Genomic DNA, 23,702 nt, shown 5'->3' on the forward strand with positions numbered 1-23,702 from the left:
ACACTTATGACAGACTTAAGGTCCCAACTGGCTAAACAAAAACGTTACGACGCTTTATTTGTGAACTCTACCAAAGCGTTTGCCATACTCGTCCTCCTATCTTTAGGGGGCATTTTGGTGTCTCTAATTGTTGGAGCATGGCCGAGTATTCAAGAGTTTGGTTTGGGATTTTATACCAGCAATAACTGGGATACAGTCGCCAATGAGTACGGTGCATTAGCGCCTATTTACGGTACCTTAGTCACGTCGTTTATCGCTATTGTTATCGCGGTTCCAGTCAGTTTCGGTATTGCGATATTTTTAACCGAGATGTGCCCTAAGTTCCTCAAAAAACCACTTGGTATCGCCATTGAATTGTTGGCTGGTATCCCATCTATAATTTATGGTATGTGGGGATTGTTCGTATTTGCGCCATTTTTTGGTGATCACATTCAGCCATGGTTCATTGAGCACGTCGGCCCTTTGCCTATTATCGGTAAACTGTTTGCAGGTGCGCCTATGGGGCTAGGTATGTTTACCGCATCCCTAGTACTTGCCATTATGATCATACCGTTCATCGCTGCCACCATGCGCGATGTTTTCTCTGTTGTACCCGATTTACTGAAAGAGTCAGCATATGGCATGGGCGCGACGACTTGGGAAGTCATGTTCAAGATTATCCTGCCTTATACCAAAGCTGGTGTCGTTGGTGGCGTAATTTTGGGTCTTGGTCGTGCATTGGGTGAGACGATGGCGGTTACTTTCTTGATTGGTAATGCGTTTAATATCAGTCCAAGCCTATTCACGTCTGGTGTGACGATTACCTCGGCCTTGGCTAATGAGTTTGCTGAAGCATCTAGTGAGCTACATCTTGCGTCTTTACTACATCTAGGCTTAATCTTATTTGTCATCACCTTCATTGTGCTGTCTTTAGCAAAACTGATGCTCATGCGCATGGATCACAAAGCAGGTAACCGATAAGTCTGAGAAGGACTTATGAGACCTTGATAGATATTGATAAAAGATATGGGAAATAAATATTATGCCTGCTAACAATGCGATCAATGCACCACTACCTACTAAGCCAAACGGCGCTACCCGCTATAATCAGAGCCTTTATAACAAGCGTCGTTTGACCAACAAGTTAGGTCTAGGCTTTGCCATGTCAGCGATGATTTTTGGCTTGTTTTGGTTATCATGGATTTTGGTGACTTTGTTTGTTGAAGGCTTCCAAGGCATGGTACAGCTGCCAATCTTTACCTCTGATACGCCGCCACCGATGAGTGCAGGCGGTTTGCGCAATGCCATTGTTGGTTCGGTCATGTTGGCGTTTTCAGGATTGTTCATTGGTGCCCCTATTGGCCTTATGACAGGTATTTACTTATCTGAGTTTTCTAAAGGCAGTATGCTTGGCAAGGTCACACGCTTCTTAAATGATATTCTATTGTCAGCGCCATCGATTGTTATCGGTCTATTTATCTATGCGCTGATGGTAAAAGGTCAAAGTTTCTCTGGTTGGGCAGGCGCGTTGGCATTGGCATTGATTGTTATTCCAGTGGTCGTGCGTACGACAGAAAACATGCTGAATCTGGTACCTAATAGTCTACGTGAAGCGGCCTATGCACTCGGTACTCCTAAATGGAAACTGGTCACTCAGGTTACGGTAAAAGCTGCACGAGCGGGACTGACCACAGGTGTGCTATTGGCTTTTGCTCGAATCACTGGTGAGACAGCACCGTTACTATTTACCGCACTTAACAATCAATACTTCAGTACAGATATGGGTCAGCCTATTGCTAACTTACCCAATACCATTTACCAGTTTGCGATGAGTCCTTATGATAACTGGCATACATTGGCTTGGGCTGCAGCACTACTTATCACCGCGTCTGTCCTAGTGTTGAATATTTTGGCAAGATTTATCGGTGGTAGAGGTCAGCCCAAATAAGGGCTGAGAGCAGACCAGACCGTAGCACGCTACACGTTAAGCATTTACTTAAACTTATATGAAATTAATTGAGCTAGGTTGAAATATTATGAATGATGTCCTAAGCAACGTCCGTACGAACACGACTGCTGACAACTTTAATACGGCAACAGGCAGCCTATTAAATAGACCCATGTCTACTAGCGCCCAAGCTCAGCAACCAAACACTGCTGATTTTAATAAACAAACGATTCAAGATATTCCTAAGAATATGCCTGCTGCAAAAATGGAAGTTCGAGATCTAAACTTCTATTACGATGATTTTCAGGCACTAAAAAACATCAATATCGATATCGCTGATAAAAAAGTGACCGCTTTTATTGGTCCTTCAGGTTGTGGCAAGTCTACGCTACTACGTACCTTTAACCGCATGTACGATCTATATCCAGGTATGCGTGCAGAGGGCAATATCAATTTAGATGGCAAAAACATCTTGGGTAAAGATATCGATGTGAACTTATTGCGTGCACAAGTTGGTATGGTTTTTCAGAAGCCAACGCCGTTCCCGATGTCAATCTATGACAATGTCGCCTTTGGCGTACGACTATATGAAAAATTAAGCAAAGACGAGCTGGATCATCGTGTAGAGTGGGCTTTGAAAAAATCAGCGCTATGGCCAGAAGTGAAAGACAAGCTAAAAGCATCAGGACTGTCGTTATCAGGTGGTCAGCAGCAGCGTCTTTGTATCGCACGTAGTGTAGCTACCAAGCCTGAAGTACTGTTGCTTGACGAGCCGACATCAGCACTGGATCCTATCTCGACGGGTGCTATCGAGGATTTAATCGAAGATCTGAAAAACGACTATACCATCGCTATCGTCACTCATAATATGCAGCAAGCAGCTCGCGTATCTGATTATACGGTCTATATGTATCTAGGCGATATGATCGAGATGGGTGAAACCGATCAGATATTCACCAAACCTACCCAAACCGCGACAGAAGACTATATTACAGGTCGTTATGGCTAACATTGATTGAGATTGAAGTCGGTACAAGCAGACAAAGCTGATTTGCATGTCATAAGCCGACTTTCTAACTTCACAAGCACACTGCGCTATTAAAATATAGATTCTAGGGAATACCTCTCATGCAAAGTGATAAGCATATCTCCAAAAGTTTTGACCAAGATCTTGATGAAGCCATCCGTTTATTTTTATACATGGGTGATAGCGCGGCTAACCAAGTGGCCAAAGCCATTCATGCTCTGATCGATAAAGATGAAACACTGGCACAAGAAGTCATCGATATGGATTTCGATATCAATCGAATGGAGGTCGAACTCGACGAGCACATTTTATTATTGGTCGCCAAGCGCCAGCCAGCTGCCAGTGATTTGCGCTTAGTCATGTCGATCAGTAAAGGTGTGGTCGATTTGGAACGTATCGGCGATGAAGCGGTAAAAATTGCGCGAATGGCCAGTAAAATAGCGGCAGAAGGCAAATCAGCATACGGCTATGCTGAGGTTCAGCATCTGAGCAATCAAGTTCGTCTGATGCTAAACAACTCGCTAGAAGCTTTTAGTCAATCGAATGCGGAGCAAGCGTTTGAAGTGATGCGTAATGACAGCGCGGTCAATACCGAATATCAGTCAGCCATTCGTGCTTTGATGACCTATATTATGGAAGACTCACGCCATGTATCAAAAGTCATTAATATTATGTGGATACTACGATCGCTTGAGCGTATCGGTGACCATGCACAAAATGTCGCAGAGCTAGTCATTAACTATATCAGTGGGCAGGACGTGCGTCATTCAGACTATGCGATGGTCGAAAAAGCGGTGCAGGAAGCCAATGATCGCTTAGCTGCTCGTCAAGTTAGCACGTTATCAGCCAATGAGCTTGAAACGTCAGATAGTGATGAAGGCTGATAAGAATGACTGTGATTTTCATCTTATAAAAAAACGCGCTATAGTAAGCGCGTTTTTTTATAACTACTAAATGTAGCTAGTAGAAAGTGAGTAAATACTAGCTTTCTGGTGTCCAGCCTTGTGCGCGCTCATAGTCTTCGTTGTCTAAGAACTTATCACGCTGCTCTGTTAAAAACTTTTTAGCAGCAGGATCCATCATGCTTAGATGATTCTCATTGATAAGCATGGTTTGATGCTCAAGCCATTCTTTCCACGCCTTTTCAGACACAGTCTCTTGCAGCTCTTGACCTTTTTTATTAGGGAAGGGTGGATGCGGCATCTTCGGTAAATCTTGCTTATATTTACGGCAAAACACGGTATTTGCTTGAGGGTTAAAAGTCTCAGTCATAAGGCATTCCTTATTCATTATATTAAGTGATTAAATCAAATATCATATGATTCTATGATAACGGTCTTGGTAGATTTAGCAAAGGGTACTAATGTATATCATTAGACTTCTATCCATTTGTTATAGCATCATTGATTATTGATATAAAACAAATGCTATCCACGTTCAGCCTTTTTATTTGAATTTTCAAAGCTAGTGATATTTTGATAATGACATTGGCCAAACCAGTAGAGGTCATAGGACAAATAAAAACACCCGCATAGATAGCGGGTGTTAAATTTATATTAGCAGGTTAGCTGTTATTTGCAAATTAATGATTAAGCAAAAGCTTTTAAGCGAGCACGTCCATTGACCACTGCTTGCTTGACTTGGTTTGGCGCAGTACCACCTAAATGGTCACGAGCTGCTAATGAGCCTTCTAGCGTTAGATAGTCGAAGACATCTTCACCGATGGCATCGCTAAATTGCTGTAGCTGTGCCAATGACAAGTCACTTAGATCAACACCCTCTTTGATGCCCAAAGCAACAGCATTACCAACGACCTCATGAGCGTCACGGAATGCCACACCTTGACGTACTAGGTAATCTGCCAAGTCAGTGGCAGTCGCATAGCCTTTCATCGTCGCAGCACGCATGCTTTCCTTGTTTGGCGTGATATTTGGTAGCATATCAGCAAACGCTAATAGTGAACCTGTCAACGTATCAACGCAATCAAACAAAGGCTCTTTGTCTTCTTGGTTGTCTTTGTTGTAGGCGAGCGGCTGGCTCTTCATTAGGCTAAGCAAAGTCATCAACTGACCAAAGACACGTGCCGCTTTACCGCGTACCAACTCAGGTACGTCAGGATTTTTCTTTTGCGGCATGATCGATGAGCCCGTACAGAAACGATCTGGTATCTGCACAAAATTAAATTGTGCTGACATCCAAAGAATAATCTCTTCGCTCATACGCGACATATGCATCATCAAGATAGAAGCCGCTGAAGTAAACTCAATCGCAAAGTCACGGTCTGAAACGGCATCGAGTGAGTTTTGACAGATACCTTCAAAACCTAGCAATTCAGCAGTGATGGTACGATCGATTGGGAAAGTCGTACCAGCAAGTGCTGCACTACCAAGTGGCATCTGGTTGATACGGCGACGTGCATCGACAAGACGCTCGGTATCACGATATAACATCTCAAACCATGCCATTACATGATGGCCAAAGCTAACAGGTTGTGCTGTTTGCAAATGAGTAAAGCCTGGCATGATAGTATCAGTATGTTGCTCAGCTAAATCAAGTAAACCACTTTGCAAGCGTACTAATAACTCAATAATATTATCAGTCTCTTCGCGCAACCATAAGCGAATATCTGTGGCTACCTGATCGTTACGGCTACGACCAGTATGTAGTTTTTTACCAACGGCACCTACAATGTCAGTCAAACGTGACTCGACATTCATGTGCACGTCTTCGAGAGCAATCGACCAGTTAAACTCACCTGCTTCAATCTCGCGCAATACTTGCTGCAAGCCATCAATAATAGTGGCAACTTCATCAGCAGTTAAAATGTCACATTCTTTTAGCATCGTTGCATGCGCAATCGAGCCTTGAATATCGTGACGAGCAAAGCGTTGGTCAAAGCCTACAGAGGCAGTAAAGGCGGCAACGAAGCTATCTGTCGCTTCACTGAAGCGCCCGCCCCACATTTGTTGGCCTTGGCTACTAGCAGGCGTAGTCTGCGTTGTGGTACTTGTTATAGGAGCATCTGTGCTAAAATCAGAGTCAGATGAACTTTTACTTGATTCAGGATTACTAGGTTTTGAAGAATTGGCGTTCATATCGTTACAAGACAAGTCAAAAGAATAAGAACTCGAGTATAGCAAATGATGAGGTTGCCTTACTAGCTACACGCTTAGAGTTTTTTATTCCTAAACTCATGGAAATCATGAGGCCTTGGCAGTGGCTGACATATATCTTTTTTTGGTCCTTGTTCCTAACGGTAATGGAGCGCCATAGCTTAGCCACTTGGTCAGATTTCATGATTCAGTTTCTACGTAGTTTCATTCAAAACGCTCTAACAGTTATTCCCTCACTGTATTTAGTTGACTACCTACGCCCTGCATTTAAAAATGCCAGTATTCTTAGCGTAAGTATGCGAATAGTGCTGTTACTGATGTTTGCTGCTGCAGTTTCGATGGCGTTAGTAACATTGTCTATGATTAATTTCGGTTGGCTAGCATATGATAGTCGCACGTTTGTAGTAAATATTGTGCTTAATACAGTGTTATCTGGCGGTTTTACAACTGTGTTTCTGTTATATTTTTTGCGTAGCTACCGTGAGCTTAATGCGCTTAAGTTGTCCTTTGAATATAAATTGACTGCGCAAAATGATCTAATAAAAGCCCGTACGGCCCCGCACTTTTTCTTTAATACTATCAATACACTTGTATCTCTGATTGAATCGAACCCGCCTAAAGCCGCTGACTTATTACAGCACGTCTCTGCACTATTCCGTGCTAGTTTTAGTGGTACACGCGAGATTAGCTTTGAAGAAGAGGTCGATCTTTGTGAGCATTATTTGGCAATCGAATCTAGTCGTTTAGCAGACAAGCTCGAAGTCAATTGGAAGTTACCTGAAGAAGATATCATGTACGACATGGTTATCACTGCGCTAACGCTACAAAGCGTGCTAGAGAAAATACTGCTCAATGTGGTAGAGATGACGACAGAAACTATCTGCATTAATATCGAAGTCACGTGGGAACAACACCGAGTTAAAATTATGATTGATGTTGCGCTTCCCAAAAAGACATTAATTATCAATCATGATTTGCGCCAACATATGAATTTCTATATTCAAGCTGATCGTTTGCGCGCCCATTTTGGACAAAGTGCTGACATTCAAAGCTCGGTAGCCAGCACTCAAATTATCACCATCATCGACTATCCTCTACAAGACGTCGGTTTATAACCTACTGTTCTTTATTAGCTTTCTCCATTTTTTCAACTCCTAAAAGCCTATGTGGCATACTTATTGCAGAACCATGTATAGACGTCATAATTTATGTTTGATAAATAATGATTACGAATCAGTAATATCATAACTACCGTGAAACACAATTACACCATATAAAATCTACCTATAGCAGGAGTATATTGTCCGCTATAAAAATTGGTAGTTTTTGTCAGAATTTTATTAAATAATTTAGATTTTATATTCTAAGTGATTGATAATGAGTGCTAATATAGCCGTAATACTATTGAAAAAAATATTAAGTATGTCCTTGGATGGGAGTTTGCATGCGTATCGTAGTTTGTGATGATGAGCCCCTAGCGCGTGAGCGCTTGGTGAGAATTGTACAGGAGTCAGGCCATGAGGTAGTTGCTCAGGCCACGACAGGTGCAGAAGCCATCGTCGCTGTAAAAACCCAACAGCCAGATATTATATTATTAGATATCCGAATGCCTGAGATGGACGGCGTGCGCTGTGCTCAAGAGCTTGCCAAACTTGAGCATCCACCAGCGATTATATTTGTAACGGCATACGACCATTATGCGATCGCAGCGTTAAAAGCCAATGCAATTGGCTATTTGTTGAAACCTGCGAACAAAGATGAGCTACTAGAGGCATTAAACAAAGCAAAGAACTTAAATGCCGCTCAACTAAACGAAATTCGCAAGCTTGAAGACCCGACAGCACGTCCGATACGTGAACATATCGCTGCTCGTACACATCGTGGTGTTGAACTGATTAAGCTAAAAGATATCTATTATTTCGCAGCAGATCAAAAATACGTTAAAGTGCGTCACAAAGATGGCATGGTATTGATTGATGAAACGCTAAAAGAGTTAGAGCAAGAATTTGATGATCGTCTGTTCCGAGTACATCGCAATGCCATTATCAACCTTAGTTATTTGGACTTTTTAGAAACCCTAGACGCAGGCCAGTATCAGATACGTTTTAAAGGTATTGATGAGACGCTAGCGGTAAGCCGTCGTCACTTACCTGCCTTACGTGATAAAATCCAAAGCATGTAATAGGCCGTCCTGATAGCGACCAATCATTCCATATCATCAAACCCTTATTTATGCTTAAATAGGGGTATTTTTTTGCGTCAGCATCTACTATTAATCATTTGAGTCGCCTATTCTTTGGCAAACTTGCCCTATCGAGTAATATCGATATTATTCAGTATAAATATGAACAGTACTGACATTAGGACTATAGCCACTACAATATTAATATCGAACTTATTGAGGCCCTTTATGAGCAATCCGCAGCAACCTGTTTTGACTACTCTAAATATCGCTACACGTCAAAGTCCTCTAGCCTTATGGCAGGCTGAGCATATTCGTGATCGATTATTGGCGTTGTATCCCAATCTGACGATTAATTTACTAAAAATTGTCACTAAGGGTGACAAGATTTTGGACACACCTTTGGCCAAAATCGGTGGTAAAGGGTTGTTTGTAAAAGAGCTTGAGCAAGCGCTGTATAACAAACAAGCCGATATTGCAGTGCATTCGCTAAAAGATGTACCGATGCAGCTTCCCGAAGGCCTGACATTAGGCGTCTACTGTAAACGCGCCTCACCAACAGATGCCTTTGTCTCAAACACTTATAATAATATTGATGAGTTGCCACAAGGTGCAGTCGTTGGGACATCGAGTTTACGTCGTCAATGCCAGATCAAAGCCTATCGCCCTGACCTGCAAATCAAAACCTTGCGCGGCAATGTTGGCACTCGTTTAGGCAAGCTAGATGCTGGTGAATACGATGCCATTATTCTGGCAACGAGCGGCTTGCAACGTATTGAGTTGGACGAGAGAATACGCGGTGAGCTTGACATTGCAGCTTGCTTGCCTGCAGTTGGACAAGGTGCCTTAGCGATCGAATGTCGTGAAGGCGATGAAGAAGTACTCAAATTACTTGCACCACTCAATGATGATAAAGCTCGTATTCGACTTATCGCTGAGCGCGCGCTGAACCGTCATTTAGAGGGCGGCTGCCAAGTACCGATTGCCGCTTATGCAGTTCTGCAGACAGCTGAAGAAACCAGTGTTAATAATGATAACAATGGTGATAATGGCAATAACGATAGTGGGAATGTGCTGTGGCTACGCGGTCGAGTGGGTCAAGCCGATGGTAGCGAATTGTTGAAGGCAGACAAACGAGCTACGTTGGTTGGGACACAAGCTGAGCAAGAAGCCCAAGCCAATCAATTGGGTATCGATGTTGCAGAAATGCTACTTGCCGATGGCGCAGGCGCTATTTTGTCAGCGATCTATCAGCCTGAGTAGTAAAAGTACAGTCGCTATAGGCTTGATTAATCGCAAGATAGACTGATCTAAGCATCAGCCATTTTTGTATACTTAAGCCTTTTTCACTCGTTTTTTGTCATGGTATATCGATGTCATCAATGCCAACTCAATCTACATACACAACTTCTCATAAAAATTATGCTAATGAGAAGTCAAAAGTAATGCCGCAAATTATCATTAATACTCGCCCAGTAGAGCGAGCAGCACCGTTGACGCAGCATTTGCAAGCGGCAGGATTGGTAGTGATTGAGATGCCAATGTTGACGCTACAACCACGTCCAACAACTGATCTAGATATTGCATTAATGCGTCAGTGGTTGGCGGGGGAGTACAAAGCGCTTGTTGTCGTTAGCCCAACTGCGGCGGCTTCAGGACTAGCCGTTTGGCAGTCACTTGAATGTGACTATAAAGGGCGTGAATACAAAGCAGAAGACAGTAGTGGCAAGTATGTGCAGAAATTATCAGAAGGTTTGTCACTACCTAGTCCTCTAATTGCGGTTGGTGAAGCAACGGCGGCAGAGTTTAGTCAGGTGCGTATAGATACAACAAGCTATCAAATACTTCAGCCTGAGACGGCCAACAACGAAGGCATGCTAGCAATGCCTGAAATCGATGGCTTACAGGCAGGCGATAAATTACTGATATGGCGCGGGCTTGGTGGTCGACGATTATTAGTTGATACATTGCAGGCGCGCGGTGTACATATCGATAGTATTGCTTGGTACGAGCGTACGATACCTATGGATGCAATGGCTGAGTATCAGCAGTGGCAACAAGCATTTCTTACTCATAGTAGTGCGTCATCACAGCAGTCAAAGCCAATAGTCGTAATCAGTAGTGCGGCAGCTTTTGAGCATTGGTCAAGTATCGTCAATAACGGCCAATCAAAGACGTTAGACAAAAAGCAAAATTCTGATGCAGTGGCTGATATAGCAGAGAGGCCTTTGCTTACGCTAAAAGATTTTTCTTACGTTGTGTTGGGTGAGCGTTTGGCCAATATGGTTGCCGCACAGCAGTTGAGCTACTGGCGAGTAGAGGATTTATCGCCAGATACGATTCTCTCAGCCATTCATTCTAAAATATAACACCTAAAACTTCTCATTTGCTTTAAACATGTTTATCTATACCAATAACGGTACTGCCTTATGTCAATGAATTCTGAGTCCTTATCTAAGGATCCTTCTACTGTTCAGCAGCGCCGGCAAGCAAATATTTTGCTGCTACGGATGCAATGGCTGGTTATCTTATTACTGATCGCTGCATTATTGTGGCTATATATCAGTCAGCAGCGCTTTCAGCATAGTGTCAACGATCGTTTGCAGAGTAATGAGCAAGTAATCAGTCGACTAAACGAAATGGACGATCGTCTATTTGCCATGAGTCAGCAGACGCTGCCAGAGCCTAGAGTTAAGGCCAGTAGCCAAGCTCAGAATCAGTTGGACCTATTGCGTATCCAAATCAAAGCTGCTGATAGACTGTTGGCGGATAGTAATGACAGTGCCGCGATTGAATTATTGCGAGGTTTACATTGGCAGTTGTCGCAAAGCAGTAATGAGATTGCACCTGCGCTCACCATCGTTATCAAGCAAAGTTTGCTCAAAGATATTGAGCGTCTGCAAGCGCAAAGCTCGCAGCCAAGCCCGTGGCAGATACAAAATCTGGCGATTCAAAACATTCAGGAGTTTTTGCATAGTCATGAGCGTCTTGGCAGTTATGAAGGTACGGATCTACAGCGTTGAGAGCTGGTAGATGCAGCTATTGAAAATAAACAGCAGCCTAAAGCAACTGATACCTCAGCGACTAGTGGTACAAATTTAACGCGTCGTCAGCTCACTATCCATGAAGTCATCATGACGTTGAATCTAGCAAGCCAAGCCAGCAATATGCGTAAGCAAGATCAACTTGTTAGCTATTTGACGCAGGCACGCAAACAGTTAAAAACGTTGGTGCCTAAGGCCTCAACTAGCGATAATAAAAAGTCAGTACAAGCTAGCGCGATTGGCATTGTACAAGCAGATAAAAAACCAATCGATGGTCAAAGTAATCTTGAGACAATGAAAGCGCCGAGTGACATACCAGAAGTAATTGTATGGCTAAATCAATTGATTGCTCATGCACCAAAACCAACGCCATTATTGACGACAGAAATCTTAGACAAGCCGCAACGCTAACGAAAGCTAGTCACAATAGTTAATACAGAAAATATAAAACGTAAGGTAAGCAATGACTTATTCTAATGAAAGCTCAACATCTATATCTGATACAGCAAACGAACACCGCCCTGAATTATTAGCTCATTATCCTGTTATTCATCATCAGCTGATACAGTGGGGCGAGATGGATGCCTTCAATCATCTGAATAATGTGGTTTACTATCGTTACGCTGAGTCAGCACGCATAAGTTATCTGCATGCGCTAGGTATGTTTGATGGCAGTATGGTCACTGTTTTAGCTCAGTCTAGCTGTCAGTATTTACGCCCAGTTACCTATCCTGATACATTATTATTAGGTGTTCGCTGCAAGCGTTTAGGCAATACAAGTATGGCGATGGAATATAGTTACTATAGTACCGCACAAGAGATTATCGTTGCTACAGCAGAGGCAGTCGTAGTGCGTCTAGATAGTGATGGAAAAGGTAAATTGCCATGGACGGCAGCAGAGCGTCAACAGCTGCTAGCACTGGAAGCCAAGTTTGGTCATACGCCTGAGCTTTAGGTTGGTTTCTATATGAACCGATTGTTCATTTCTTTAAAAAAATTATCCTAAATTAAAAGCCAAAAACAAAAAAAGGCACGCTAACATAATGTCAGCGTGCCTTTTTTATCACACTCTATTCAACCAGTTTCATAAACAGATTTTTAATCTTGTTGCGGCGCATGAACAAATTCAACCACGTTTAGATCAAAACCTGATAAAGCAAAAAACTTCATTGGTGATGACAATAAGCGCATATCACGGACACCCAAATGACGTAATATCTGTGCACCAACGCCGATACTACGATAAGGTTGCTGCGTGATGGTTGATTGCGACTCGTTGTCTGCGGCTTTGTCCAGCGCATCTCCCAAATCAACTGGCTGATTGCTACCAATCCATACGAGCACACCGCGATCTGAAGCACTGATTTCTTCTAGTGCTGACTGTACGCTCCAGCCACTGCGGCCAGTCATATCGTTTTTAGCTGCAAACAAATCGCGTAATGGGTGGAAACCATGAACACGTACGGTACTGACGCCTTCGCTGACATCACCTTTTACCAAGGCTAAATGTGTTTCTTCAGCCCCAAACTCACGGAAGCGATGTAGCGTAAAAGTACCGTGTTCAGTTTCAAACGGATGTGACTCAATCTCTTCTACCGTTTGCTCATTAGCGATACGATAATTGATAAGGTCAGCAATGGTGCCTATCTTGATGTCATGCTCTTTTGCAAATATTTCAAGGTCGTCACGGCGCGCCATCGTACCATCTGCATTGATAATCTCTACAATCACCGCTGCAGGCTCTAGACCCGCTAAACGTGCTAAATCACAACCTGCTTCTGTATGGCCTGCACGGTGAAGAACACCGCCGTTTTGTGCCATAATTGGAAAAATATGTCCAGGCTGAACAATGTCTTCTGGCTTTGCTGACGAAGATACCGCCGCCTGAATAGTACGTGCACGATCACCAGCAGAAATACCGGTAGTGACGCCTTCAGCCGCTTCAATAGATACAGTAAAGTTGGTGCTAAACTTCGCCTCGTTACGATCTGACATCAGTGGCAGTGCTAATTGCTGGCAACGTGCTTGTGATAAGGTCAAACAAACCAAGCCACGCGCGTGAGTAATCATAAAGTTAATATCTTCAGGGCGCACATGCGTCGCTGCCATGATGATATCACCTTCGTTTTCGCGGTCTTCATCATCCATCAAGATGACCATTTTTCCAGCACGAATGTCTTCGATAATCTCAGGGATTGCATTTAAACTCATAGTAAATCTCAATATTTTATTATTTATAAATAGATATCATTTGGAATATAGGGCTCTATCTGCTTATTGTAGCAGTAGATAATACAAAGCGCTGTTACGGTCAAGCAAAGCGCTACTACGGTCAAGTAAATCGCGCTATAAGCAATAACATTTGATATAAAAGTGACTCGCTTAATTGCTTATATATATCATTATGAGGTTATTTTAACGCTTTTCAGCGTCACGTGCTGCGCCATCTTCCCACTATATCGTTCAGTATGTCAAAAATAGCCATAAATATTATCAATGAGCATTAAAACTGACTCATAAATCTCTGCGTTATATTTTTATTAATCTATATCGCAGTTAATCATTGCTCGCTGCTTGGCTTTTTAGCCAGTCCATAAACTGCTTACTGTGCTGCTCACGCTGATTATCTGCAAACTCGTAAAAACTGGTACCAACCAAATTATCTGGTAAGTAGCTTTGAGGATAGTAATGGTTAGGATAATCGTGCGGGTAAGCATAACCTTGACCGTAGCCTTGACTACGCATCAGTTTGGTCACGCCATTGCGCAAGTGTAGCGGTACAGGTGAGGCATCTTTTTCAGCCAACGCCATCGCAGCATTGATCGCTTTATAAGTGCTATTGCTTTTGGCACTGGTCGCTAAATACACCACAACTTGCCCTAAAATAATACGTGCCTCTGGCATACCAATAGATTGCACACTACGCAATGCTGCATCAGCTAGGAGTAAGGCATTAGGATTGGCATTACCAATATCTTCACTGGCTAAAATCACTAAGCGCCGCGCAATAAAATCAGCAGGCTCACCGCCTACCAGCATACGTGCCATCCAATACAATGCCGCATCGGGATCTGAGCCACGGACTGACTTTATCATTGCTGAGACAATATCGTAATGCTGCTCACCATCTTTGTCATATCTTACCAAAGCAGTCTGTGCCACTCGGCTGACCAATTCATCATCGATAATCAATGGCGACTGCTTGGCATCAGCGGTCTGAATGGCTAACTCTAATAAATTTAGCGCTTTTCTAGCATCACCATGAGCCAATTGACTAATGGTATCTTTTGCTTGTAAGTCGACGGTTAGTTTTTTGAGTATATTATCTTCCGAGAGCGCTCGTTGTAGCACGGCACTTATCTGCTCAGGTGTTAACGGCTCTAAACGATATACTTGGCAACGTGATAGTAGAGCATTGTTGACACTAAATGATGGGTTCTCCGTAGTGGCACCAATCAGAGTAATATCACCAGACTCTACCGCCCCCAATAGCGCATCTTGCTGTGCTTTATTAAAGCGATGAATCTCATCAATGAAGACCACAGGTGATTCAAATGCCAGTGAATCTTTATTATCTAGGACTTCGCGTAACTGTTTGACCCCAGTATTTAACGCGGAGAGCGCATGAAAAGGTCGATTAACGGCATCGGCTAACAACATCGCAATGGTTGTTTTGCCAATACCTGCTTCACCGTGCAGGATAATAGATGGCAGGTGTCCTTGCTCTACTAAACGTCGTAGCGGTGCACCAGCCGCCAGCAAGTGCTCTTGACCAATGATTTCGGTAAGAGAAGTAGGGCGCATACGCTGAGCAAGTGGAGTATCGGCATGGAAGTTAGGTGGCATAAGATTCTCTATCGAAAAATAAAAAAGCTATCTACTAGCTGCAATGGTAGTAATGACAAGGTCTTTATAGTTAAATCTAAATAACAGCATACTAGTCTAACTCCATCATTCTCATTGGGTTTCGACACTCATATATGTTTGGCATGATTTTCGCAGCAATTTTATAATAGCAATGAGTATTAGACATCAGCAGTAGAAGTAGGCTAGTTTATAAGGATGGTACTTGTTATAAATCATACGCGCTAGGTTAACGCAAAAATATGTTAATGAAAGCTAACTAAGCGTATAGCTTGTGTCCCGAGCACTTTAGTTTTCATCATTTACCTATATTAACGGTTCTACTATTAACAGTTCTACCGTATCGATGGCAAAGGCTAGTCAATCACGACTGTTAACTATTAGAAGTAGCTTATCAAGTATGAGGTATTACATTAATAATGTCTGAATCGACTCTTAAACGCTTATTCAATCGTTACTTGCGTAGTGATACAGGCAAGCAGCAATCACGTTATCTGACAGTTGGCGAGATAGCATTGGCTTATTCAGTATTTGGTGACAGCATCAAACTTGATGAAGTGCAGTTAAAGACAGCGTGGTGGGTACTAAAACATTATGCCGTCAGCCCCAATGGCAATATTTACTTTAATTCAGTCGATTGGATTACGGATTTTAGCGAAGCTCCATTGAGCAAACAAAGCTGGCTTATACACGAGCTAACGCACGTATGGCAGTTACAGCAAGGTTTAAAAGTGGTACGTGGAGCAATCACCAACCGAAAATACGACTACCTGTTAGAAACAGGTAAATCATTTTTTAAGTATAGTATTGAGCAGCAAGCACGCATGGTTCAAGACTATTTTGTACGTCGTCAGCGTGGTCAGAGCTGCCAAGAGTGGGAAGCTTGTATTCCATTCTTGACGGTGCAGTCTATTGTTAAGACAAAAAATACTGATAATCCATCAGTCATCTAATTTTTAAAAGTAACAGTAAGCTTGGCTATGATAAGTCATAACCGAATTATAGAACGATTGAGCTATACATTAACTGAAACATAGGTCAGTTGGGTAAATACTGGATAACTATATTGGACGATTTAACAGTCAGTTTTGTCACTAAAAATCAAAGAATAATGAACCGCAGTTGTAATTTACCCTTTTATAATTTTGCTTTACCAAAGGATATGCACTCTCATGTTTAAATTTTTGTCAGTAAAGCCTAATGTTGATACCCGCTACCCACCGACTTTTCTTGTAGCCGCACTGTCAGGAGTGTTTTTTTTGACAGGCTGTCAGCAGTCTGACACATCGCCTGTAGCTGATGACAGTCAAACCAGTGAAAAAACGAGCGTAGAAGACAGTCAGCCTATGCCAAAAAGTGACTCAGCTGCTGCGCGCATAGAACAATTTCAGCCGATATATGTCGCACAGGCGCAAAGTTTACAGAGACGATTGCAAGCAGAGTATGAGTCATTGCAAGCAGCAGATGCGTCAGACAGTGAGGAGCTTTTATTACTGAATACTAATAATAGTGAAAATACAGATAGTAATAACGAAGTACCGACCGATAATACCGATCCTAACGCAAATACTACCGCTACCAGTTCTGAAGAAGTGGTGTCATCGAATATCGATATTGCCCCGATAGACAGCAATCCAAATGTAGATGCAGAGGTTGACGTCAATACTAGCACTGAAGTTGGTGAGCGTGATTTAACGGTGTTAAAACGCATCAGTCTTGAGCCGCGTAAACCTGTTATGTTGACCGAGGACCAAATCATTGAACGCTATCAGCAAACCATGGATGCCTTATATCAACCGGTGACAACACCGCTGAGCGCAGAGGATTCTGATACATTAATCAATATGGCGACGTTGGTTCCGCAGTTATTTGAGCATGCAGAGATTGCTGGTAGAGTAAGTGCAAAAAGTCCAGCACTTGCCCGTTTAATCATTCAGCATCAGGTATGGGAACAAATAGAAGCCCAACAAGTGGTTGATATGCAGCAAATGAAACAGAAGCAGCAACAAGAGTTTGAAGCGCTAATGGCTAAGTTTAATGAAACTATCGAAGGATATGATGAACAGATTGCCAAATATGAGCAAACGTTAAAAGAGTTTCAGTAACTGACTATATTTTTATGAACTGATTTAGTTAGTCATTTCTTATAAAACAGTTAGTATCGAATAAAGACAATTAAGACAATAAAAAATCCCGCACGATGGCGGGATTTTTTATTGGATAACGATTACTTTTGCTTACTTGCGATCTTCAACTTTTACAAAATCACGGCGCGTTTCACCAGTGTATAACTGACGTGGACGACCGATTTTGAACGGTGCACTGTGCATTTCTAACCAATGGCTGATCCAACCTGAAGTACGAGCCAATGCAAAGATTACAGTAAACATTGACGTTGGGATACCAATGGCTTTCAAGATGATACCAGAGTAGAAATCAACGTTTGGATATAGGTTACGCTCGATGAAGAACGGGTCTTCTAACGCAATTTTCTCTAATGCCATTGCCAATTCAAGCTTAGGATCGTTGATACCTAGTGCTTCTAGTACTTCATCACAAGTCTCTTTCATTACTTGAGCGCGTGGATCGAAGTTTTTGTAAACACGGTGACCAAAGCCCATTAGCTTCACTTCACGGCTCTTCACTTTTTCCATGAACTCAGGCACGTTCTCAACAGTACCGATTTCGTCTAGCATCTCAAGAACAGCTTCGTTCGCACCACCATGTGATGGTCCCCAAAGGGCTGCAATACCAGCAGCGATACACGCATAAGGGTTTGCACCAGTAGAACCAGCTAAACGTACTGTTGACGTAGAAGCGTTTTGCTCATGGTCAGCATGCAAGGTAAAGATTTTGTCCATTGCGCGAGTGATAACGTCGTTTTTCTCGTAGTCTACGTCAGCAGGCGTTGCAAACATCATGTATAAGAAGTTTTCTGCGTAGTTAAAGTCATTACGCGGATACATGAACGGTTCGCCTTGTGAGTATTTATAACTCATCGCAGCAAGCGTAGGCATCTTAGCAATCAAACGAATAGCTGTGATTTCGCGATGTTCTTCATTGCTCACGTCTAGATCTTCATGATAGAACGCTGATAAGGCACCAACGACACCAACCATGATAGCCATTGGATGCGCGTCACGGCGGAAGCCTTCAAAGAACTTACGCAATTGATCGTGAACAGGAGTATGTTCGCGGATTTTTTCAAAAAATTCTGCTTTTTGCTCAGCAGTAGGTAGATCACCATGTAAAAGTGCATAAGCAACTTCTAGGTATTCAGCATTATTCGCTAGCTCGTCGATAGGGTAGCCGCGGTGTAATAACTCGCCTTTGCCACCATCAATATAAGTAATCTTTGATTCAACAGGAGCAGTTACTTTAAAACCAGGGTCATAAGACCAAAATCCTGATTCTTGTAAAGCAGCAATATCGATAACTGGGCGCCCTAAAGTACCTTTAATAATAGGAAGTTCGTATTCTTCACCATTCACGGTTAGTTTGGCATTAGTATCAGCCATAAATTGCTCTCCATTGGTTTGACTTGTTAGAATAAATTACTACAGACGCATACCCTCGCGTCATTGTCGGTTGAACGGTAAAAGTGCATTCAACTCATTTAGTACGCAGGGTATATTAGCAGCAATTCTTGATGATTTGAAAAAACTTTTATGGACCATGTGTCCAATTGGCGCGGTGTGGCGGTAGTTATTCGCTGTAATTTTTGTATCAAAATATGTCTGTCAGGTTATTTTGCTTAAAATTCCTCTGTTTTTGAGCAAGTTTATAGCAGCATTATCGGAGCAATATTTTGGGTTTCTAAATATATTTTAGAGACAAAACTCATAAATAATGACACCAAAAACTGGCAGACTATGCCTAGTAAGCGGATTAAAGTTTGTCATAATAATCACTGTTAAAACTAGCATTATTCTTATCCATTCATTTATTGATTAAATATGTATATATTCTTACTGAATGGATAAATTTGTAATTATTGCTCAGGCATTTTATAATTGTAGGAATTAACTGGCACTAGCTTTGCGCGAATTAATAAATGACCATGTTATAGTGTCGTTCAGAGCGTCTTCTATTCATGCTTATTTACGATTGTCTGGTGTTACGATAGACCAAACCGCATTCTATGGTTTGAACTTTCTTCTTAACCAATCTTTTTTATCTGTTTGGCACAAGATTTCAAGTGCCTAATATAAGGTCTGCTCTGATATAGAAGACATAGTAACGTTGTCTTACTATTCATACGACCTCTAAAATAGACTGGTTAGTCGATGTTACTCATGTTTATTCTCTTTGTTGTATAATAGATAGGTTGTTTGATAGGCCTGTCGATTCGACAAGCGGCATTGAACAGTCTATCAATACCTTTATATACATGATCCTTTCTTCATATTTAGCGCAAACTAAACGAAGTCAGCTAGCTCTTCCTTACTTTATTCGTCTCGTGTGTTGCTCAATGCTCAATTGGCACTATTTATGTCAGGCGTTGATAGCAGATACAGGAGTATAACCGCAAAAGGATGCCCGCTGTGAAAAGCAACCGACCTATTGATCTGCCTTTAAGCCAAGTGATTAGCGTTAATCGCTCACCGATCGCGATCGCTTCTATCTTGCATCGTATCTCTGGCATTATTTTATTTTTACTGATTCCTGTCATGTTATGGATACTACAGAACTCATTGGCATCGCCTGAGAGTTTTGCGACCGTATTTGACAATGTACTTGTGCGCTTTTTGGCATGGATATTTGTTGCCGCCATTGCATATCATTTTGTAATGGGTATCAAACATTTGTTTGCTGATATGGGCATGAACGAAGAGCTAAAATCTGGCCGCACTGCCTCTATGGTTAGTTTTGTGATTGCAGCGATTTTAGTTGTCGCGTCATTTGTATGGGTGATGTTCTAATGATAAAAAATGATTCAGGAATCAAAAGTGCTACTGGTCTGACAGGTTCAGGCTCACGTGATTGGATTATTCAGCGTATTAGTGCTGTTGTTTTAGCCGTTTATAGTGTGGTGTTGCTGGGCTTCTTTTTGACCCATGGCGATGTCACTTTTGTTGAATGGTCATCATTTATGACCAGCCTACCGATGCGTCTATTCAGCTTGGTTGCAGTACTTGCACTAGCTGGACATGCTTGGGTTGGGATGTGGACAGTATTTACTGACTATATTACAACAGGCAAACTGGGCTCAAGCGCAGCAGGTTTACGTTTAGTACTACAGTCATTGATGATTATCGCTATTTTAGTATTTCTATTTTGGGGCATCATGATTTTTTGGGGTAACGGTTTCGGTATCGCTGCCGTTTAACCATCTCATAAAAAGCTCTGATATCTATATATAACGACGGATGCATCCAACTGCTACATTAGTTGGCAAAGTATTTTAGAGTCATCCGTTGATAGCCAAGAATAGTCATAGCATTGGACTAGCATTACTGATCAGCTAATCTGATTATAGTTGAGTAGGCTTAGTTCAGTATAACGATAGATATGCAAATTAAGTGGTTAACGACTATTAAGACTCTTTATTTTATAAGCATATGAAATGGCCAAATAGTAAGCCTTTATAGCTGCAATAGAGATGTCTTAAACAGTCTTTGATTTACTTTTACGCATTAACAGGCATTAGGAAAACCGTAATGGCAACTAGACAAGACAATACCATTAGTAATATCAAGACCCTAAACTACGATGCAGTTATCGTTGGTGGCGGCGGCTCAGGTATGCGTGCTTCATTGCATTTAGCGGAAGCAGGCATGAAGGTTGCAGTCCTTACCAAAGTATTCCCAACGCGTTCGCACACGGTTGCCGCTCAGGGTGGTATCGGTGCAAGTTTGGGTAACATGAGCAATGACAACTGGCACTTTCACTTTTATGATACCGTTAAAGGATCAGATTGGTTAGGTGACCAAGACGCTATTGAATATATGTGCCGTGAAGCGCCAAAAGTAGTCTATGAGCTTGAGCACATGGGCATGCCGTTTGACCGTAACGAAGATGGTACGATCTATCAGCGTCCGTTCGGTGGTCACACATCTAACTATGGCGAAAAAGCAGTACAACGTGCTTGTGCCGCTGCTGATCGTACAGGTCATGCACTACTACATACGCTATATCAGAAAAACCTAGAGCAAGGTACTGAGTTCTTTATCGAGTGGATTGCGCTTGATTTGATCAAAGACGAAGCTGGTAACATCAATGGTGTCGTCGCGCTTGAGCAAGAAACGGGTACGATTGCAGTATTCCAGTCACCAATTACTGTCCTAGCGACAGGTGGTGCTGGTCGTATCTTCGCAGCTTCTACTAATGCTTATATCAATACTGGTGACGGTATTGGCATGGCAGTACGTGCTGGTATTCCGTTACAAGACATGGAGTTCTGGCAATTCCACCCAACTGGTGTTCATGGTGCAGGTGTACTATTGACTGAAGGTTGCCGCGGTGAAGGTGCTATCTTGCGTAACAAAGATGGCGAAGCGTTCATGGAGCGTTATGCACCAACTGTGAAAGACTTGGCACCACGTGATCTTGTATCGCGCTCAATGGACCAAGAAATCAAAGAAGGCCGTGGTTGTGGTCCTAATGCTGATCATATCGTAATGGACATGACGCATTTAGGTGTTGAAACCATTATGAAGCGTCTACCATCAGTATTTGAAATCGGTAAAAACTTTGCCAACGTTGACATCACTAAAGAGCCAATTCCAGTAATCCCAACCATTCACTACATGATGGGCGGTATTCCAACTACTATTCATGGTCAAGTGATTGTACCGGATCTAGAAGCAGGTACTGATGAAGACGGCCTATATGCTAAAGGCAATGTGGTTAAAGGTCTTTATGCAATCGGTGAATGTGCTTGCGTAAGTGTACATGGTGCTAACCGTCTAGGTACGAACTCTCTACTAGATCTATTGGTATTTGGCCGTGCAGCTGGTAAGCATATTGTTGATGAGTTCCATCATGCAGATCACAACTACAAGCCGCTTGATCCACGCGTCCTTGATTTTACAGTGAAGCGTTTAGACAAATTACAACAGTCTACTGAAGGCTACAACGCTCAAGACGTAGCTGATGAGATTCGTGCTACGATGCAAAAACACGCTAGTGTATTCCGTACGCAAGCGATGATGGACGAAGGCGTTGAGAAGATTCTAGCGCTAGGTGAAAAAATCGACAAGATCCATCTTGGCGATAAATCACAAGTGTTCAACACAGCACGTATTGAAGCATTCGAAGTTGCTAACTTGTATGAAGTAGCCAAAGCGACAATGATATCTGCAGCGAAGCGTCATGAAAGCCGCGGCGCGCACAGTGTATCTGACTATGATCGTCCAGAAGATGATGATTACGCACCTAACGGCCGTAATGACCACGATTGGATGAAGCATACTTTATGGTACTCTGAAGGCAATCGCATCATTTACAAGCCAGTACGTAAAGTGCCATTAACCGTTGATTATATCGAACCAAAAGTCCGCGTCTACTAATTCTAGACTGCATACTTTATATATAGTTGATAGATAACAGCAGTGTTAACGTTTTATCCCTTATTAATTTATTAAAAAGGTGACCGCCAGCTACATGCTCATGCCAGCGCTACTACGCTATTAATTGGTATCCGATACTGGTTATCAGTACTGATTAATAGCTAGCGCAAATATGTTGCAATCTTTGTATGCCCGCCATCACCTACGTGTGGAGTTTAGCATTATGAGCCGAGGTACTCGCACCATCGAAATCTATCGCTACGATCCTGATCTGGACGCAGCGCCACGCATGCAAACTTATACGATTGAGCTACTTGATTCAGATCGTATGTTGCTTGACGTACTATTACGCCTAAAGAAAGAAGACGAAACGCTTACTTTCCGTCGCTCTTGCCGTGAAGGTATTTGTGGCTCTGACGGCATGAACATCAATGGTAAGAACGGTTTGGCATGTTTGATCAACATGAACACGCTACCAGAAAAAGTAACGGTTCGTCCGCTACCTGGTCTGCCAGTGGTTCGTGACTTGGTTGTCGATATGAACCAGTTTTATGAGCAATATGAAAAAGTACATCCGTACTTGATCAATGATCAGCCAGCACCGCCAACTGAGCGTTTACAGTCACCTGAACAGCGTGAAAAACTGAACGGTCTATACGAATGTATTCTATGTGCTTGCTGTTCAACCAGCTGCCCATCTTTCTGGTGGAACCCTGATAAGTTCCTAGGACCATCAGCGTTATTACATGCTTATCGCTTCGTTGCTGATAGCCGTGACGGTGATACTCAAGCACGTTTAGCTCGCTTAGACGATCCGTTTAGCTTGTTCCGTTGCCGCGGTATCATGAACTGTGTATCAGTTTGTCCAAAAGGATTGAATCCAACCAAAGCGATCGGTCATCTACGTAATATGTTGATTGACCAAGCTGGTTAAGCATAAATAATTGATCTTTATAGTTACTATACGAAAAACACCACCTATTCATTAGGTGGTGTTTTTGTTAGTTAAAAAGCTGATATATAGGTTTACTACT

At 42.4% G+C, this 23,702-nt stretch carries 22 protein-coding genes; 17 read left to right on the forward strand and 5 right to left on the reverse strand.

What is annotated here, in order from left to right:
• The first annotated feature begins 6 nt into the window (after positions 1-6).
• From pstC to phoU, 4 genes are all read left to right on the forward strand, one after another.
• Positions 7-960 (forward strand): phosphate ABC transporter permease subunit PstC, encoded by a 954-nt coding sequence (pstC, locus tag SJY28_RS03940; protein ID WP_101204645.1) that lies wholly within the window; start codon positions 7-9, stop codon positions 958-960.
• Between the two features lie 61 nt (positions 961-1,021).
• Positions 1,022-1,927, forward strand: a complete 906-nt coding sequence (gene pstA, locus SJY28_RS03945) for a phosphate ABC transporter permease PstA (protein ID WP_379543508.1) — start codon at positions 1,022-1,024, stop codon at positions 1,925-1,927.
• A gap of 172 nt (positions 1,928-2,099) precedes the next feature.
• Positions 2,100-2,936, forward strand: coding sequence for a phosphate ABC transporter ATP-binding protein PstB (gene pstB, locus SJY28_RS03950; RefSeq protein ID WP_101204716.1), 837 nt, complete (start codon positions 2,100-2,102; stop codon positions 2,934-2,936).
• A 119-nt stretch (positions 2,937-3,055) separates the two neighbouring features.
• A complete protein-coding gene (gene phoU / locus SJY28_RS03955; protein WP_057757817.1) occupies positions 3,056-3,838 on the forward strand; it encodes a phosphate signaling complex protein PhoU in 783 nt (260 codons plus the stop codon).
• Positions 3,839-3,935: 97 nt separating this feature from the next.
• On the opposite strand, the gene SJY28_RS03960 is transcribed toward phoU, so the two are convergent.
• Together SJY28_RS03960 and argH are read right to left on the reverse strand one after the other, a co-directional pair.
• Entirely contained in the window at positions 3,936-4,226 is a 291-nt protein-coding gene (locus tag SJY28_RS03960) for an oxidative damage protection protein (protein ID WP_057757820.1), read from the reverse strand.
• A 317-nt stretch (positions 4,227-4,543) separates the two neighbouring features.
• Positions 4,544-5,917 (reverse strand): argininosuccinate lyase, encoded by a 1,374-nt coding sequence (argH, locus tag SJY28_RS03965; RefSeq protein WP_114701548.1) that lies wholly within the window; start codon positions 5,915-5,917, stop codon positions 4,544-4,546.
• 332 nt (positions 5,918-6,249) lie between these two features.
• Here argH and SJY28_RS03970 point away from each other — a divergent pair, with 332 nt between their 5' ends.
• From SJY28_RS03970 to SJY28_RS04000, 7 genes are all read left to right on the forward strand, one after another.
• Positions 6,250-7,182 carry a histidine kinase gene (locus SJY28_RS03970; protein WP_379543509.1) on the forward strand — a complete coding sequence of 311 codons (933 nt, stop codon included), beginning with the start codon at positions 6,250-6,252 and terminating at the stop codon, positions 7,180-7,182.
• Between the two features lie 329 nt (positions 7,183-7,511).
• The gene (locus SJY28_RS03975; RefSeq protein WP_102078269.1) at positions 7,512-8,249 is read left to right on the forward strand and encodes a LytTR family DNA-binding domain-containing protein; all 738 of its coding nucleotides are present in this window, start codon (positions 7,512-7,514) and stop codon (positions 8,247-8,249) included.
• 228 nt (positions 8,250-8,477) lie between these two features.
• Positions 8,478-9,512, forward strand: a complete 1,035-nt coding sequence (hemC, locus tag SJY28_RS03980; protein WP_379543510.1) for a hydroxymethylbilane synthase — start codon at positions 8,478-8,480, stop codon at positions 9,510-9,512.
• A gap of 110 nt (positions 9,513-9,622) precedes the next feature.
• A complete protein-coding gene (locus SJY28_RS03985) occupies positions 9,623-10,618 on the forward strand; it encodes a uroporphyrinogen-III synthase (protein ID WP_379543511.1) in 996 nt (331 codons plus the stop codon).
• Between the two features lie 60 nt (positions 10,619-10,678).
• On the forward strand, positions 10,679-11,272 hold the full coding sequence (locus SJY28_RS03990; protein ID WP_379543512.1) for a hypothetical protein: 594 nt from the start codon (positions 10,679-10,681) through the stop codon (positions 11,270-11,272).
• 111 nt (positions 11,273-11,383) lie between these two features.
• On the forward strand, positions 11,384-11,704 hold the full coding sequence (locus SJY28_RS03995; RefSeq protein WP_379543513.1) for a hypothetical protein: 321 nt from the start codon (positions 11,384-11,386) through the stop codon (positions 11,702-11,704).
• Between the two features lie 52 nt (positions 11,705-11,756).
• Positions 11,757-12,248 (forward strand): acyl-CoA thioesterase, encoded by a 492-nt coding sequence (locus SJY28_RS04000; protein ID WP_379543514.1) that lies wholly within the window; start codon positions 11,757-11,759, stop codon positions 12,246-12,248.
• Between the two features lie 143 nt (positions 12,249-12,391).
• Here the strand turns inward: SJY28_RS04000 and ribBA are convergent, their stop codons facing one another.
• Both ribBA and SJY28_RS04010 read right to left on the reverse strand, forming a co-directional pair.
• Positions 12,392-13,504: a bifunctional 3,4-dihydroxy-2-butanone-4-phosphate synthase/GTP cyclohydrolase II gene (ribBA, locus tag SJY28_RS04005; protein ID WP_379543515.1), complete on the reverse strand. Its 1,113-nt coding sequence runs from the start codon at positions 13,502-13,504 to the stop codon at positions 12,392-12,394.
• Between the two features lie 345 nt (positions 13,505-13,849).
• Positions 13,850-15,139, reverse strand: coding sequence for a replication-associated recombination protein A (locus tag SJY28_RS04010; RefSeq protein ID WP_379543516.1), 1,290 nt, complete (start codon positions 15,137-15,139; stop codon positions 13,850-13,852).
• A gap of 437 nt (positions 15,140-15,576) precedes the next feature.
• Here SJY28_RS04010 and SJY28_RS04015 point away from each other — a divergent pair, with 437 nt between their 5' ends.
• Positions 15,577-16,110, forward strand: a complete 534-nt coding sequence (locus SJY28_RS04015) for a type IV secretion protein Rhs (RefSeq protein ID WP_379543517.1) — start codon at positions 15,577-15,579, stop codon at positions 16,108-16,110.
• Positions 16,111-16,329: 219 nt separating this feature from the next.
• Positions 16,330-17,262 (forward strand): hypothetical protein, encoded by a 933-nt coding sequence (locus SJY28_RS04020; RefSeq protein WP_379543518.1) that lies wholly within the window; start codon positions 16,330-16,332, stop codon positions 17,260-17,262.
• 132 nt (positions 17,263-17,394) lie between these two features.
• Here the strand turns inward: SJY28_RS04020 and gltA are convergent, their stop codons facing one another.
• A complete protein-coding gene (gene gltA / locus SJY28_RS04025) occupies positions 17,395-18,675 on the reverse strand; it encodes a citrate synthase (RefSeq protein ID WP_057757851.1) in 1,281 nt (426 codons plus the stop codon).
• Positions 18,676-19,692: 1,017 nt separating this feature from the next.
• On the opposite strand from gltA, the gene sdhC reads away from it, so the two are divergent.
• From sdhC to SJY28_RS04045, 4 genes are all read left to right on the forward strand, one after another.
• Positions 19,693-20,079, forward strand: a complete 387-nt coding sequence (gene sdhC, locus SJY28_RS04030) for a succinate dehydrogenase, cytochrome b556 subunit (RefSeq protein WP_082624524.1) — start codon at positions 19,693-19,695, stop codon at positions 20,077-20,079.
• Between the two features lie 2 nt (positions 20,080-20,081).
• Positions 20,082-20,486, forward strand: coding sequence for a succinate dehydrogenase, hydrophobic membrane anchor protein (gene sdhD, locus SJY28_RS04035; RefSeq protein ID WP_057762261.1), 405 nt, complete (start codon positions 20,082-20,084; stop codon positions 20,484-20,486).
• 331 nt (positions 20,487-20,817) lie between these two features.
• Positions 20,818-22,668, forward strand: a complete 1,851-nt coding sequence (gene sdhA, locus SJY28_RS04040; RefSeq protein ID WP_057757857.1) for a succinate dehydrogenase flavoprotein subunit — start codon at positions 20,818-20,820, stop codon at positions 22,666-22,668.
• Between the two features lie 223 nt (positions 22,669-22,891).
• On the forward strand, positions 22,892-23,602 hold the full coding sequence (locus SJY28_RS04045; RefSeq protein ID WP_055123743.1) for a succinate dehydrogenase iron-sulfur subunit: 711 nt from the start codon (positions 22,892-22,894) through the stop codon (positions 23,600-23,602).
• The last annotated feature ends 100 nt before the right edge of the window (positions 23,603-23,702 follow it).

It is taken from the genome of Psychrobacter sp. R86515, from assembly GCF_042466315.1.
Classification (GTDB): Bacteria; Pseudomonadota; Gammaproteobacteria; order Pseudomonadales; family Moraxellaceae; genus Psychrobacter.

Excerpts from the sequence above, each read along its gene's own strand:
- pstC (WP_101204645.1), top strand. The coding sequence starts at position 7 with ATGACAGACTTAAGGTCCCAACTGGCTAAACAAAAACGTTACGACGCT.
- pstA (WP_379543508.1), top strand. The coding sequence starts at position 1,022 with ATGCCTGCTAACAATGCGATCAATGCACCACTACCTACTAAGCCAAAC.
- pstB (WP_101204716.1), top strand. The coding sequence starts at position 2,100 with ATGTCTACTAGCGCCCAAGCTCAGCAACCAAACACTGCTGATTTTAAT.
- phoU (WP_057757817.1), top strand. The coding sequence starts at position 3,056 with ATGCAAAGTGATAAGCATATCTCCAAAAGTTTTGACCAAGATCTTGAT.
- SJY28_RS03960 (WP_057757820.1), bottom strand. The coding sequence starts at position 4,226 with ATGACTGAGACTTTTAACCCTCAAGCAAATACCGTGTTTTGCCGTAAA.
- argH (WP_114701548.1), bottom strand. The coding sequence starts at position 5,917 with ATGTGGGGCGGGCGCTTCAGTGAAGCGACAGATAGCTTCGTTGCCGCC.
- SJY28_RS03970 (WP_379543509.1), top strand. The coding sequence starts at position 6,250 with ATGATTCAGTTTCTACGTAGTTTCATTCAAAACGCTCTAACAGTTATT.
- SJY28_RS03975 (WP_102078269.1), top strand. The coding sequence starts at position 7,512 with ATGCGTATCGTAGTTTGTGATGATGAGCCCCTAGCGCGTGAGCGCTTG.
- hemC (WP_379543510.1), top strand. The coding sequence starts at position 8,478 with ATGAGCAATCCGCAGCAACCTGTTTTGACTACTCTAAATATCGCTACA.
- SJY28_RS03985 (WP_379543511.1), top strand. The coding sequence starts at position 9,623 with ATGTCATCAATGCCAACTCAATCTACATACACAACTTCTCATAAAAAT.
- SJY28_RS03990 (WP_379543512.1), top strand. The coding sequence starts at position 10,679 with ATGTCAATGAATTCTGAGTCCTTATCTAAGGATCCTTCTACTGTTCAG.
- SJY28_RS03995 (WP_379543513.1), top strand. The coding sequence starts at position 11,384 with ATGACGTTGAATCTAGCAAGCCAAGCCAGCAATATGCGTAAGCAAGAT.
- SJY28_RS04000 (WP_379543514.1), top strand. The coding sequence starts at position 11,757 with ATGACTTATTCTAATGAAAGCTCAACATCTATATCTGATACAGCAAAC.
- ribBA (WP_379543515.1), bottom strand. The coding sequence starts at position 13,504 with ATGAGTTTAAATGCAATCCCTGAGATTATCGAAGACATTCGTGCTGGA.
- SJY28_RS04010 (WP_379543516.1), bottom strand. The coding sequence starts at position 15,139 with ATGCCACCTAACTTCCATGCCGATACTCCACTTGCTCAGCGTATGCGC.
- SJY28_RS04015 (WP_379543517.1), top strand. The coding sequence starts at position 15,577 with ATGTCTGAATCGACTCTTAAACGCTTATTCAATCGTTACTTGCGTAGT.
- SJY28_RS04020 (WP_379543518.1), top strand. The coding sequence starts at position 16,330 with ATGTTTAAATTTTTGTCAGTAAAGCCTAATGTTGATACCCGCTACCCA.
- gltA (WP_057757851.1), bottom strand. The coding sequence starts at position 18,675 with ATGGCTGATACTAATGCCAAACTAACCGTGAATGGTGAAGAATACGAA.
- sdhC (WP_082624524.1), top strand. The coding sequence starts at position 19,693 with ATGCCCGCTGTGAAAAGCAACCGACCTATTGATCTGCCTTTAAGCCAA.
- sdhA (WP_057757857.1), top strand. The coding sequence starts at position 20,818 with ATGGCAACTAGACAAGACAATACCATTAGTAATATCAAGACCCTAAAC.
- SJY28_RS04045 (WP_055123743.1), top strand. The coding sequence starts at position 22,892 with ATGAGCCGAGGTACTCGCACCATCGAAATCTATCGCTACGATCCTGAT.